Below are 13,105 nucleotides of genomic sequence, written 5' to 3'. Positions count from 1 at the left end.
CCAATGGCCCCGTGCGGGGGCGGGCGGCAGCCCGCGCTTTTTCCCTCATCCCCCTCATCCCGCCCCCTACCGCGCCAGATCCACCCGGATCAGGGCACCGTCGTCTTCGTCGGTCAACAGCATCACCGCGCCGTCGCGGGCCACGGTAACGTCGCGGATGCGGGCGGTGCCGTCGAAGTAGCGGGCTTCGCCGGTGACGAGTTTGCTGACCGGGTCCAGCGTCAGGCGCACCAGCGCCTGTGCGCCCAGTCCGGCGATCAGCAGGCTGTTGCGCCAGCCGGGGATGCGGTCGGCGGTGTAGAACGCCATGCCGCCGGGGGCGATCACCGGGTCCCAGTAATACACCGGCTGCTCCATCCCCGCCTGTGCGGTTGTGCCGGTGCCGACCGGGTTGCCGCTGTATTCCTGCCCGTAGGTGATCACCGGCCAGCCGTAATTTTTGCCCCGCTGCGGGTGGTTCAGCTCGTCGCCGCCGCGCGGGCCGTGTTCCACCGTCCACAGGGTGCCGTCCGGGGCCAGCGTTGCCCCCTGCACGTTGCGGTGGCCGATGGACCATACTTCCGGCAGGCCGCCGGGGAAGGCCGGATCGGCCTGCATCGGCCCGCCGTCGGGGTGGATCCGCACCACCTTGCCCAGCAGGGTGGCGGGGTCCTGCGCCAGCGGGCGGGCGGCGCGGTCTGAGCGTTCGCCGGTGGTGACAAACAGGCCGCCGTCGCGGTCAAACACCAGTCGGGAGCCGAAATGCAGCGAGGAGCGCCATGCCGGGGTCTGGCGGAAGATCACCCGCACATCGGTCAGGCGGGTGGCATCGGCGGAGAGGGTGCCGGTGGCGACGGCGGTGCCGTTGCCCTCGGCACCGCGCGGTTCGGCGTAGCTCCACCACACCCGGAGGCTGGTGGCGAAGTCGTCACGCACCGCCACGTCCAGCAGCCCGCCCTGACCGGTGGCCTCCACTGCCGGAAGCCCGAGGATCGGGGCGGAGAGGCTGCCATCGGCCCGCACCAGACGCAGGCGGCCGGGCCGTTCGGTCACCAGCCAGCCGCCGTCCGGCAGCTCTGCCATGCCCCACGGGTGTTCCAGCCCGCGCGCCACCACGGTGCGCTGAAGCCGGGTGGTGTCGGCAATCACCGGGGCGCGGGTCTGGCCGGGGAAGGCCGGGCGCTGGGCGGCAGCATTGGGCAGGGCATCGTTGAAGTCGGCGGCGGTGGCCGCAGCAGGCAGCAGCAGCAGCGCGGCCGCGACCATGGCGGCGGACAGAACGGGCCGGGACGGGGAGGGCTGGGGCAGGAACGGCAGCAGGATCGGCATCGGGCAGGCTCTCCGGGCGGGGGGGTCCGGGGATGGGACTGGATCCCATATGCGGGCGGAAACGGCGGCTGCAAGAGGGGGCCTGTCCACACTGCGCGATCCGCACCGGTCTGCCAACCTTTGCCAATTACCGTCAAGCCGGGGGCAACAGCAGCAGCAGCAGCCTGCGGGTCCTCCTCCTGCTCCTCTCCCTCCTTCCCTTCCTCCTTCTCTTCCTCCTTCTCTTCCTCCTTCTCTTCCTCCTTCCCTTCCTCCTTCCCTCCCTCTCCCTCTGCGGAAGGAGTACGGTACCAGTACGGTACCGGTTCCGTACTGGTACCGAACCGGTTCCGACGTTCAGGCGGTTAAACGGCGGCCTGTTTCACATGTCCACGAATAATGCCTTTGTAGAACTTTGATTCTGCGAAAAAGATAAAAAAGAAGAAGGATGCCGTAATGGTCATCCTTCTTTCTGATGCCGCACAGAAAAACCCGTTCCTGCCAGAGGGTCATCCGGTCCTTCCGCTGTGCCGGAAGAGGGGGCCGGGTTTACCGGCTGCCGGTCTCCTGCGCCTCCAGCGCCGCCACCTCGGCATCGGTGAACACCCGGGAACGGGTGAGGAAGCGCAGCCCCTCCGGCCCTTCCAGTGAGAACATTCCGCCCCGGCCCGGCACCACATCAATGGCCAGCTGGGTATGCTGCCAGTATTCAAACTGGGCGCGCCCCATGTAGAACGGGCAGCCGCCGATCTGCCCCAGCAGCACATCGCTGTCCCCGGTCAGGAACTCGCCGAGCGGGTAGCACATCGGGGCGCTGCCGTCGCAGCAGCCGCCGGACTGATGGAACATCAGCGGCCCATGCTTGCCTTCCAGCAGGCGGATCAGGTCCAGCGCGGCATCGGTGGCCAGAACACGCGGGGGTGTGGTGCTCATTGCGTTCCCTTTCAGGCAGGTGTCAGGCAGGTCTCAGGCGGTGGGGGTCCCCTCCGGTTTTCCTCCCGGAAAAAAAAGCAGGGGGGACACCCTGAGAGTGTCCCCCCTGAAGGTGGGGAGGAAAACCCGGTTACGCCGCGGCGCGGAAGATGGCTTCGATCTCCGCCTGATCTGCCCGGCGTGGATTGGTCAGGCCGCAGGCATCCTTCAGGGCGTTGGCGGCCAGCACCGGAATGTCAGCCTCCTTCAGCCCCAGTTCGCCCAGTCCGGCGGGAATGCCGATGTCGGCGGACAGGCGGCGGATGGCCGCCAGCGCCACCGCCGCGCCGTCGGCATCCGACAGCCCGGCCACCGGCTCGCCCATGGCCGCCGCCACGTCCTTCAGGCGGGCGGCGCTGGTCTGCACGTTGAAGGCTTCCACATGCGGCAGCAGCACGGCGTTACACACCCCGTGCGGCAGGTCGTAGAACCCGCCGAGCTGGTGCGCCATGGCATGGACATAACCCAGCGAGGCATTGTTGAACGCCATCCCGGCGAGGAACTGCGCATAGGCCATCGCTTCGCGGGCCGCCAGATCATCGCCATGCGCCACCGCCTGCCGCAGGTTGGCAGCAATCAGGCTGACCGCCTTCAGGGCGCAGGCATCGGTGATCGGGGTGGCGGCGGTGGAGACATAGGCCTCCACGGCGTGGGTCAGGGCATCCATGCCGGTGGCGGCGGTCAGGCCCGGCGGCTTGGCCAGCATCAGGTCGGGATCGTTGACCGACAGCACCGGGGTGACGTGCTTGTCAACGATGGCCATTTTCACATGGCGGGCTTCATCGGTGATGATGCAGAAGCGGGTCATCTCGCTGGCGGTGCCGGCGGTGGTGTTGATCGCCACCAGCGGCACCTGCGGCTTCGCCGAGCGGTCAACGCCTTCGTAATCGGCGATGGATCCGCCGTTGGCGGCACACAGGGCGATGCCCTTGGCGCAGTCATGCGGCGATCCGCCGCCGAGGGACACCACCACATCGCAGGCATTGGCCCGCAGCAGGGCCAGCCCGGCGTCAACATTGGCGATGGTCGGGTTCGGTTTGGCACCGTCGAAAACGGTGACGGTGATCCCGGCGGCCTCCAGCAGGGCGGCAACCTTGGCGGCGACGCCGATTTTGGCCAGCACGGCATCGGTGACGATCAGCGCCCGGCCATAGCCGTAGCTTTTGATGCGCGCGACGGCATCGGTCAGGCAGCCGGAACCCATCAGGTTGACGGATGGAATGTAGAATGCGGTCTGGGACATGACCAACCCCTCTTGTTTCTTGAGTTTTTGACGCTTGAGTCGGGCGGTAAAAAACCGGACGGAGGGTTCCGCTCCCTCCGTCCGGTTCCTGAGGGACAGCGCAGGTCAACTGATCCGGCACTGCCCCCAAGGCCCCCGCCGGGGCCGTAGCAGCGGCATGAACACTATTCCCTCAGCCACAACGGAGCGCAGCGACTGGGCCCGCCGCCTGAGTGTCCCCAAACAAACGGAGCGCAGCGACTGGCCCATTGAGGGCCCGTCCGCCCGTGCGGACGTGAGCCAAGCGGGCGGACGCCCGCGCCCGGCGTCTGAGGGACTTAACAAAACAACAAAGCGCAGCGACTGGCCCATTGAGGGCCCGTCCGCCCGTGCGGACGTGAGCCAAGCGGGCGGACGCCCGCACCCGGCGTCTGAGGGACTTAACAAAACAACAAAGCGCAGCGACTGGCCCATTGAGGGCCCGCGCGACCATTCGCGCGTGAGGCAAGCGGGCCGGATGGCCCGTGCCCGCCGCCTGAGGGACCTAACAAAACCTTCTAAAGTCCCGGCGAAGCCGTGACTTTAGAAAAATCCCAACGCCTTCGGGCTGTAGCTGACCAGCAGGTTCTTGGTCTGCTGGTAGTGGTCCAGCATCATGGCGTGGGTTTCGCGCCCGATGCCGGACTGCTTGTAGCCCCCGAAGGCGGCATGGGCCGGATACAGGTGGTAGCAGTTGGTCCACACCCGGCCCGCCTTGATGCCCCGGCCGAAGCGGTAGGCGCGGTTGCCGTCACGGGTCCACACGCCGGAGCCAAGGCCGTACAGGGTGTCGTTGGCCAGATGCAGGGCCTCTTCCTCGTCCTTGAAGGTGGTGACCGCCACCACCGGGCCGAAGATTTCTTCCTGGAAGATCCGCATGCGGTTGTGGCCCTTGAACACGGTCGGGGTGACGTAATAGCCGCCCGACAGGTCGCCGCCCAGATCAGCGGCCCCGCCGCCCGCCAGCACCGAAGCCCCTTCCTCCTTGCCGATGGCAATGTAGGACAGGATCTTTTCAAGCTGTTCGGAAGAGGCCTGCGCCCCGATCATGGTGGTGGTGTCCAGCGGGTTGCCCTGCTTGATCGCGGCGACGCGGGCCAGCGCCCGTTCCATGAAGCGGTCATAGACGGCCTCGTGGATCAGCGCCCGCGACGGGCAGGTGCAGACTTCGCCCTGATTGAGGGCAAACATCACGAAGCCTTCAATCGCCTTGTCGAAGAAGTCGTCATCGGCGGCGGCCACATCGGGGAAGAAGATGTTGGGCGACTTGCCGCCCAGCTCCAGCGTCACCGGAATCAGGTTCTGGCTGGCGTACTGCATGATCAGGCGGCCGGTGCTGGTCTCGCCGGTGAAGGCGATTTTGGCAATGCGCGGGCTGGAGGCCAGCGGCTTGCCCGCTTCCACCCCAAAGCCGTTGACCACGTTGATCACCCCGGCGGGCAGAATGTCGGCGATCAGCTCCATCAGCACGAGAATGCCGACCGGGGTCTGTTCGGCGGGCTTCAGCACCACGCAGTTGCCCGCCGCAATCGCCGGGGCCAGCTTCCACGCCGCCATCAGGATCGGGAAGTTCCACGGAATGATCTGGCCGACCACGCCGAGCGGCTCGTGCAGGTGATAGGCGACGGTGTCGGCGTCCAGCTCGGCCAGGCTGCCTTCCTGCGCCCGGATGCACGAGGCGAAATAGCGGAAGTGGTCAATCGCCAGCGGAATATCAGCGGCCAGCGTCTCGCGGATCGGCTTGCCGTTATCGACCGTCTCGGCATAGGCCAGCTTTTCAAGGTTGGCTTCCATGCGGTCGGCGATGCGGGTCATCACCAGTGCACGCTCGGCAACGCTGGTGTGGCCCCACTTCGGGGCGGCGGCATGGGCGGCGTCCAGCGCCATTTCGATGTCTTCCGCCGACGACCGGGCCGCCTGGCAGAACACCTTGCCGGTGGTCGGGGTCACGTTGTCAAAATACTGGCCCTTGACCGGGGCAACCCACTTGCCGCCGATGAAATTGTCGTAACGGGCCTTGAACTGCACCGGAGCATCAGCGGAACCGGGGGCGGCATAGATCATGAACGGTACTCCCTGTGGGTTTCTTCTGTTACGGCCCGGCGTTGTGCCACCGGCCTGCTGAACACTCCGCACAGGGCGTGCCAGACAGCAATGCTGTGTTTTCAGCCTGTTACCGCGCCCGCAGCATGTCCCGCTCCGGGACAGGTGTGTCAGAATGGGACAGTTGCGCCGCACACTCAGGAAACCGTTGCGCTGCACCGCCGCTGTCCCCGACACTCAAACAACGCAGGGTTTCAGGTCTGTCTTTGGGGGAATGGCCCTGCATTCTGTTTTCCTTGGGGCTTTGCCCCAAACCCCACAAGGAGCCTTAGGCTCCTTGACCTCAGGACTTTCAGGGGAGCCTTGGGCTCCTTGACCTGATGAAGAGGGGGAGCCTTGGGCTCTTTGATCTCAGGGCTTAAAGGGGGGGGGCGTGCGGTTTGTGTTGCAGGGCAAAGCCCTGCGGAAACAGGAAAGGGGCGGAAGTGCTCCGGCCTATGGCCCTAAAAACGGAGGTCCCCAAGAAAGGGGATCCAAGGGCCTAAGGCCCCAAAAAGTGGGATCCAAGGGCCAATGGCCCTTGGTGGGTGCGGGCAAAGCCCGTTTTTATAGGTCTGTCGGCAAGGCCGATGGGGCAGTGGTTTACGATAGGTCAAGGTGTGTGCTGTGACGAAAGGGGCATAAAGCCCTGTCAGAAAAACGGGAGGATCGTTGATGGATCTGGCCAAGGGGGTTCCGCCGGGGCAGGCGTTGCGGCAGGCGCGGGCCTGTCTGGAGCGGGGGCAGGTTCTGCCGTCCGGGTTGATCCATCCGCTGGTGGAACGGTCGTGGCGGCGCAGTCAGGGGGCCGGTCTGGCGCCGTGGCGGGCGGCGCAGGCCCCGCATCTGGCGGCCCCGCTGCTGCGGGAGGCGCAGGACCGCCGCCGTGATCTGGTGATGCGGGCCCGCCCGGTGATGGAATACCTGCATGCGCAGACGCGGGGGTCGGGATCGATGGTGATTCTGGCCGATGAGCGCGGGCTGCTGCTGGAAACGCTGGGCGACGCCGATTTCCTCAGCCGGGCGGAGCGGGTGGCGCTGCTGCCCGGGGCGTCGTGGCACGAAAACCACCGGGGCACCAACGCCATCGGCACCGCACTGGCGGAAAGCGCGGCGGTCAGCGTGCATGGCGGCGAACATTTTCTGGATCAGAACAGCTTTCTGACCTGCACCGCCGCCCCGGTGGTGGCGCCGGACGGGCATCTGCTGGGGGTGCTGGATATCTCCGGCCATCACCGCAGCCGCCACCCGCATACGGCGGGGCTGGTCAGCGCGGCGGCGCATATGATTGAAAACCGCCTGTTCGAGGCCCGGCACGGCACCGCCCTGCGGCTGCATCTTCACCCGCAGCCGGATGGCATCGGCACGCTGGCGGAAGGGCTGCTGGCGGTGGATGGCGACGGGCGGATCTGCGGCGTCAACCGGGCGGCGCTGGCGCTGCTGGGGCTGACCCATGCCCGGCTGGGGGAGCGGCTGGAGGCGGTGCTGGAAACCTCCGCCGGGCGGCTGGCCGATCTGCTGCGGCAGGGCGGAGACCCGGTGGCAGTGCGCACGGTCGGCGGTCAGGCGCTGTTCCTGCGGGCGGAGGGGCTGGCCCCCACCCCGGCCCCCGTAACGGCGGGGACCCGCCTGCGGTCTGTCCCGCTGCCCCGGCCTTCGGCGGCGGATGCGCTGGCGGCGCTGGACAGCGGCGACCCGCAGATGGCACAGGCCATTGACCGCGCCCGCAAGGTGGCGGGCAAGGATATCGCGCTGCTGGTGATGGGGGAATCCGGGGCGGGGAAAGAGGTGTTCGCCCGCGCCGTGCACGACAGCAGCCCGCGCGCCAAGGCCCCGTTTGTGGCGGTCAACTGTGCCGCCCTGCCGGAACACCTGATCGAGGCGGAGCTGTTCGGCTACGCCCCCGGGGCCTTCACCGGGGCGCGGCGTGAAGGCGCGCCGGGGCGGATCCGGCAGGCGCAGGGCGGCACGCTGTTTCTGGATGAGATCGGCGACATGCCCGCCGGATTGCAGACCCGCCTGCTGCGGGTGTTGCAGGACCGTCAGGTGGTGCCGCTGGGCGGCGGCAAGCCGGTGGCGGTGGATTTTGCCCTGATCGCCGCCACCCACCAGCCGCTGAAACAGGCGGTGGCTGACGGGCAGTTCCGCGCCGACCTCTATTACCGCCTGAACGGCCTGACCCTGACCCTGCCGCCGCTGCGCAGCCGCAGCGACCGGCTGGCGCTGGCCGGGCGGGTGCTGGATGGTCTGGCCCCCGGCAGCGGCATCACCCTGTCTGATCCGGTGGCGGCGGCGTTTGACCGCTACGGCTGGCCCGGCAACCTGCGGCAGATGGCCAACGTGCTGCGCACCGCCGTCGCCCTGCTGGATCCCGGTGATACCCGCATCCACTGGCACCATCTGCCCGATGACGTGGCGGAGGAGATGCGCAGCCCCGACCCCACCCACAGCCCGCAGGACGGGGACCTGCGCAGCCTGTCGCTGGAGCTGATGGAACGCACGGTGACGGCCTGCGGCGGCAACATGTCCCGCGCCGCCCAACGGCTGGGCATCAGCCGCAATACCCTGTACCGGCGGCTGCGGGGGTAGGGCCGCAGGGGGTGGCCCTGCATCGTGTTCTTGGGGGCTTTTCCTTGGGGCTTTGCCCCAGACCCCACCCCGCAGGGCTTGGCCCTGCATCCTGTTTTCCTTGGGGCTTTGCCCCAAACCCCACCCCGCAGGGCTTGGCCCTGCATCCTGTTTTCCTTGGGGCTTTGCCCCAAACCCCACAAGGAGCCTTGGGCTCCTTGACCTGAGGACTTTCGGGGGGGAGCCTTGGGCTCCTTGACCTGAGGAATTTCGGGGGGATCCTTGGGCTTCTGACACCCGGTTTTTTGATCAAACGATTATTAAGGGGATCAAAGGGCCTGAAGGCCCTTTGCGGGGTGCTCCAGCGGGGCAGAGCCCCGCCGGTTTCCTGTTTTTCTGGGGGGCAGAGCCCCGCCGGGTTTCCTGTTTTTTGGGGGCAGAGCCCCGCCGGGTTTCCTGTTTTTCTGGGGAGGAGGGGCTTCATCTTAAGCCCTCCTTCCGGTGTTAGGGCTGTCCTGATCGGGGCGCGTAAGGTAGAACCGAACGGAGATCAGCCGATCAGACACAGAGAGGGGGCAGGCATGGCGACGCGGGTGTTGCGGCGGATGGGCGGGCGGATGCGGACCGGGGTGCTGCTGGCCGGACTGGCGGCGCTGCTGGCCGGATGTGCCGGTGGCGGCGCACAGACGGCGGCCCCGGTCGCCCTGACCCCGCCGGGTGCCGAAATCAGCCGTTTTACCGCGCCGGAGCCCCTGCACGCCCTGAGCTGGAGCAGCGATGGCAGCCTGCTGGCGGCGGTGTCGGCCTCCGACACGCAGGTGTATGTGTGGAACACCGCCACCGGGGTGTTGCAGTGGCAGGCCAACCGCGCCGCCGTGGCGGGGGCGGAGATCCGCTCGCTGGCCTTTACCGCCGACGGTCTGGCGGTGGTGACGCCGACGGCGGGGGTGGCGTCTGACACCCCGGAGGCAGCGCTGACCCTGCTGTCGGTGCTGCATGGCCGGGTGATGCGCACCGTTTCCACCCGGGAAAGCCCGGGCGCGGTCAATCAGGCCACCGCCTTTGCGCTGGATGACGGGATGGCAGCGGTGGCGCTGGGCGGCACGCGGATCGGCCTGTTTGAGACCGGGCGCTGGCGGCTGCTGCGCAGCCTTGACCCCGGCATTTCCGCTGCGGCGGCCCCGGTGTCCGCCGTGGCGGTGGACCGCCGCCGCGACCGGCTGGCGCTGGCCAGCGGCGGGCAGGTGCAGCTGTGGGCCCTGAGTGATGGCCGCCGGGTGGCGGACTTTACCGCCGTTTCCGGCGGGCAGGTTTCGGCGCTGGTGGTCAATCCGGCGGATGGGTCGCTGCTGACCGCCGGACCGTTGCGGGCGACGGCGGCAGAGCCGCCGCGGGGCGAGGTGAAGCGCTGGTCCGCCGGGGGCGGCGGCCTGCTGATGACCTATGCCACCGGCCTTGCCGGTCCGCAGGCGCTGGCGGTCAGCCCGGACGGACAGCGGGTGGCTGCCGCTGCCGGAAAGACCGCCGGGGCCGCCAAGGGCTATGTGCTGGTGTGGGATATGGCCAGCGGCGCGGTGGTCGGCGGGCTGGTGCATGATGATCCGGCCCCGGGCACGGTGGCCTTCAGCCCGGATGGCGGGCGTCTGGCCTACAGCGTCGGGGCCGATGTGGTGCTGCTGGATCTGACCCGCCCCGCACCGCCCCGGGTCCCGGAACCGCCGCCGGTGACGGTGCCGCCGGTGCCTGCTCCCGCCGGTTCTGTTCCGGCGGCAAGCCCGCCGGGAGTGGTCAGCTAAGGCCCGGGATCGGGAAAGGCCGGGTTACGCCACCCGGATCTTTTCGACGAAGTCGCGGACCCGGTCCTTCAGGCCGCCGGATTTGACGGTCAGGTCCTGCGCCGTGGCCAGAACCTGACGGGCGGCGGCCCCGGCCTCCATCGAGGCGCTGGACACCCGCGAGATGCGGGCGGTGACGGCATTGGTGCCGTCGGAGGCCTGTTGGGTGTTGCTGGCAATTTCCTGGGTGGTGGCGCTCTGTTTTTCAATGGCACTGGCGATGGCAGTGCCGACCACGTTCATTTCGCCGATGGTGTCGCTGATCGCCTGAATGGCGACCACCGCATCGCGGGTGGCCTTCTGCACCGCGCCGATCTGGCCGGAAATTTCGCTGGTGGCCTGCGCGGTCTGCCCGGCCAGACTTTTCACCTCGCCCGCCACCACGGCAAAGCCTTTTCCGGCGCTTCCGGCGCGGGCGGCCTCGATGGTGGCATTCAGGGCCAGCAGGTTGGTCTGGCTGGCGATGTCGGAAATCAGCCGCACCACGGTGCCGATGCGGTCAACGGAGGTTGACAGGCCGTCGACCAGCGCGTTGACGCGCTGCGCCTTGACCACCGCCTCGCCGGAGATGCGGGACGACCCGTCCATCTGGCGGGCGATTTCACTGATCGAGGCATGCAGCTCGACGGCGGCGGCGGCAACGGTCTGCACATTGGTGGCGGCGGCATCGGCGGCCTGTGACACCTCCTGCGCTTCCTGACTGGTGGTGTCGGCGCTGCGGGCCATGGCGGTGGAGCACTGTTCCAGTTCAGTGGCGGCATCGGTGACCATGGCGACCATGCCATCCACCTCGCGCTCGAACACCTCAATCACCGACAGGGCGGAGTCCCGCGCCGTCTGGATGTAGATCGACACCGCCAGTTCCATGTCGAGGAACACCACCTTGTTGATGGCGCAGATGATGCGGGCGGCCTGATCGGTGGCCTTGCCGTAGTGGCGGCGGACCAGATCGACCATTTCATTCAGCACGTAGCAGTAGGCGGCCATGTACCAGCGTGGTTCCAGCCCGACCCGTTCGTGGGTGCGGCCGATGATGGTGACCTGCTTCATGTAGTCGTCATCAAAGGTTCCGGTGAACACCCCGTTCAGCCAGTGCTTCGCCTGCATGGTGCGGGCATGGCGCAGCGTATCGGGGTTGCTGAACAGTTTGGCCAGATGCGGCACCGATCCGACCTTGGCGTAGAATTTGTCCAGCATCGGCTCCAGATGCTTTTCCAGCAGCGGCCGGAATTCCTGCACGGCGGCGCGGGTGCCCGCATCAATGTGCAGGAAGGCGAGGCGGGCATCGCGGTCAAGGCTGATGGCAGTGCTGGTCATGGAGGGTCTCCGCTGGATGCCGCGAGGCCTGCTGACCATACGGCTGAAAACGTTTTCGAAAGCTGTAACAGCAAACTCTGTGCCACTTGCCGGAGTTGAAAAGCGGCCTGATTTCAAGGGGGCAGAGCAGGCTTTCCGGGATTGTCCATGGGCCGGATGGCTGGGGGGAGTTGCCTTCTTTAGAACCATTCTGACAGCGGGCTGCCCAATTGCGCCGCATTTTGCGAGAGTGCGGATCAACCGGGAGCGACCGGTGATTGATCCTTCATAATACAGGCCTTGATTTGTCCGAAGGCCTCCGGACAGGTTGAGGCTGATCAGACATATATATTCACACATATAAAATAACGGTGATGAAAGGGGCTGGCATCTTCGCTTTTTCAGGCAGGCCGCCGCGAAGCCGTAGCCGGGGGCGGCCCGGATGTGGCATCTGTGGGGACCGAAGAAGGCATGCAGAACAGGAGACTCCGGGATGGCCGCATGGCTGACGGTGGTGGGATTTGGCGAAGACGGGCTGTCCGGGCTGGGCGATGCCGCCCGGCAGGCGGTGACGCAGGCGGCGGTGGTGGTCGGCGGGGCCCGGCATCTGGCGCTGGTGCCCGATCAGCCGGGGCAGATCCGGCTGCCGTGGCCGAGCCCGTTTGCCGGGGCTTATCCGCTGCTGGCCGGGCTGTATCCGCAGCCGGTGTGTGTTCTCGCCAGCGGTGACCCGATGTTTTATGGCATCGGCGCGACTTTGGCCGCCGGGCTGGCCGGGCTGCTGCCGCCGGAGGCGGTGACCCCGCAGGCGGTGCGGGTGCTGTCGGCCCCGTCCTGCGTCAGTCTGGCGGCGGCCCGGCTGGGCTGGCCGGTGCAGGATGTGGTGGTGATTCCTGCCCATGGCCGCCCGCTGGCGCGGCTGGCGGCGCATCTGCACCCCGGGGTGCGGGTACTGCTGCTGGCCGAGGGGGCGGAGACCCCGGCGGCGGTGGGGCATCTGCTGGGGCTGCGCGGGTTTTTGGCCAGCCGGATCACCGTGTTCGGCCATCTGGGCGGGCCGCGCGAAACCTGCTGGCAGGGGACGGCAGCGGCCCTTGGCGATGGACCATTCCCCGATCTGGCGGTGATCGCGGTGGAGCCGGTGGCGGACCCCGGCACCGTGCCGCTGGCAGTGACGCCGGGGCTGCCGGATGCGGCCTACCGCCATGATGGCCAGTTGACCAAGCGCGATATCCGGGCGGTGACACTGGCGCGGCTGGCTCCGCGTCCGGGGGAGCTGCTGTGGGATGTCGGGGCGGGCAGTGGCTCCATTGGTATTGAATGGATGCGCAGCCACCCGTCGTGTCGGGCGATTGCCATTGAATCGCACCCGGAGCGGCAGGCCAACATCCGCCACAACCGCGATGCCCTTGGCGTGCCGGACCTGCATCTGGTGGAAGGCCGGGCACCGGAGGCCCTGACCGGCCTGCCGGGGCCGGATGTGGTCTTCGTCGGCGGCGGCATCACCCGCGACGGGGTGGCGGAAGCCTGTTACGACGCCCTGAAGCCGGGCGGACGGATGATGGCGACGGCGGTGACGGTGCAGTCAGAAGCCCGGCTGGTGGCGCTTCAGGCCCGTTGGGGCGGTGATTTGCTGCGGCTGTCGGTGGCACAGGCCCGCCCGGTCGGCAGCTTTCTCGGCTGGGACACGGCGATGCCGGTCACGTTGTGGTTTACCGGTAAAACAGGCTGACCCAAAGGGTCTGTGCCCCTGCGTCGGCTTGTCATCGCCGGACCGTTGCTGTATCCGGACACCATGAGACCG

General features: G+C 67.7%; 8 protein-coding genes. 3 read left to right on the top strand and 5 right to left on the bottom strand.

Annotated features, from left to right (window positions below):
- Positions 1–66 precede the first annotated feature (66 nt).
- The 4 genes from FHS48_RS00395 to adh form a co-directional block, all read right to left on the bottom strand.
- On the bottom strand, positions 67–1,308 hold the full coding sequence (locus tag FHS48_RS00395) for a PQQ-dependent sugar dehydrogenase (RefSeq protein WP_184259911.1): 1,242 nt from the start codon (positions 1,306–1,308) through the stop codon (positions 67–69).
- Positions 1,309–1,836: 528 nt separating this feature from the next.
- Complete coding sequence (locus FHS48_RS00390; protein WP_184259908.1) at positions 1,837–2,220, bottom strand: DUF779 domain-containing protein; 384 nt, start codon at positions 2,218–2,220, stop codon at positions 1,837–1,839.
- 130 nt (positions 2,221–2,350) lie between these two features.
- Positions 2,351–3,502: an L-threonine dehydrogenase gene (gene yiaY / locus FHS48_RS00385; protein WP_184259906.1), complete on the bottom strand. Its 1,152-nt coding sequence runs from the start codon at positions 3,500–3,502 to the stop codon at positions 2,351–2,353.
- A 561-nt stretch (positions 3,503–4,063) separates the two neighbouring features.
- The gene (adh, locus tag FHS48_RS00380) at positions 4,064–5,584 is read right to left on the bottom strand and encodes an aldehyde dehydrogenase (RefSeq protein ID WP_184259904.1); all 1,521 of its coding nucleotides are present in this window, start codon (positions 5,582–5,584) and stop codon (positions 4,064–4,066) included.
- A 693-nt stretch (positions 5,585–6,277) separates the two neighbouring features.
- Here adh and FHS48_RS00375 point away from each other — a divergent pair.
- Together FHS48_RS00375 and FHS48_RS00370 are read left to right on the top strand one after the other, a co-directional pair.
- Positions 6,278–8,191 carry a sigma-54-dependent Fis family transcriptional regulator gene (locus FHS48_RS00375; protein WP_184259902.1) on the top strand — a complete coding sequence of 638 codons (1,914 nt, stop codon included), beginning with the start codon at positions 6,278–6,280 and terminating at the stop codon, positions 8,189–8,191.
- A gap of 560 nt (positions 8,192–8,751) precedes the next feature.
- Positions 8,752–9,966, top strand: a complete 1,215-nt coding sequence (locus FHS48_RS00370; protein WP_184259900.1) for a WD40 repeat domain-containing protein — start codon at positions 8,752–8,754, stop codon at positions 9,964–9,966.
- Between the two features lie 24 nt (positions 9,967–9,990).
- Here the strand turns inward: FHS48_RS00370 and FHS48_RS00365 are convergent, their stop codons facing one another.
- On the bottom strand, positions 9,991–11,322 hold the full coding sequence (locus tag FHS48_RS00365; RefSeq protein ID WP_184259898.1) for a globin-coupled sensor protein: 1,332 nt from the start codon (positions 11,320–11,322) through the stop codon (positions 9,991–9,993).
- A 472-nt stretch (positions 11,323–11,794) separates the two neighbouring features.
- Between FHS48_RS00365 and cbiE the strand changes: the two genes are divergently transcribed.
- Positions 11,795–13,033: a precorrin-6y C5,15-methyltransferase (decarboxylating) subunit CbiE gene (gene cbiE, locus FHS48_RS00360; RefSeq protein WP_184259895.1), complete on the top strand. Its 1,239-nt coding sequence runs from the start codon at positions 11,795–11,797 to the stop codon at positions 13,031–13,033.
- The last annotated feature ends 72 nt before the right edge of the window (positions 13,034–13,105 follow it).

It is taken from the genome of Novispirillum itersonii, from assembly GCF_014205675.1.
GTDB lineage: Bacteria > Pseudomonadota > Alphaproteobacteria > Rhodospirillales > Rhodospirillaceae > Novispirillum > Novispirillum itersonii_A.
The sequence above is the reverse complement of the archived record's forward strand: the minus strand, read 5'-3'. Positions and strand labels throughout refer to the sequence as shown.

Coding starts and splice junctions, on each gene's coding strand:
- FHS48_RS00395 (WP_184259911.1), bottom strand. CDS start 1,308: ATGCCGATCCTGCTGCCGTTCCTGCCCCAGCCCTCCCCGTCCCGGCCC.
- cbiE (WP_184259895.1), top strand. CDS start 11,795: ATGGCCGCATGGCTGACGGTGGTGGGATTTGGCGAAGACGGGCTGTCC.
- FHS48_RS00365 (WP_184259898.1), bottom strand. CDS start 11,322: ATGACCAGCACTGCCATCAGCCTTGACCGCGATGCCCGCCTCGCCTTC.
- yiaY (WP_184259906.1), bottom strand. CDS start 3,502: ATGTCCCAGACCGCATTCTACATTCCATCCGTCAACCTGATGGGTTCC.
- FHS48_RS00390 (WP_184259908.1), bottom strand. CDS start 2,220: ATGAGCACCACACCCCCGCGTGTTCTGGCCACCGATGCCGCGCTGGAC.
- FHS48_RS00370 (WP_184259900.1), top strand. CDS start 8,752: ATGGCGACGCGGGTGTTGCGGCGGATGGGCGGGCGGATGCGGACCGGG.
- adh (WP_184259904.1), bottom strand. CDS start 5,584: ATGATCTATGCCGCCCCCGGTTCCGCTGATGCTCCGGTGCAGTTCAAG.
- FHS48_RS00375 (WP_184259902.1), top strand. CDS start 6,278: ATGGATCTGGCCAAGGGGGTTCCGCCGGGGCAGGCGTTGCGGCAGGCG.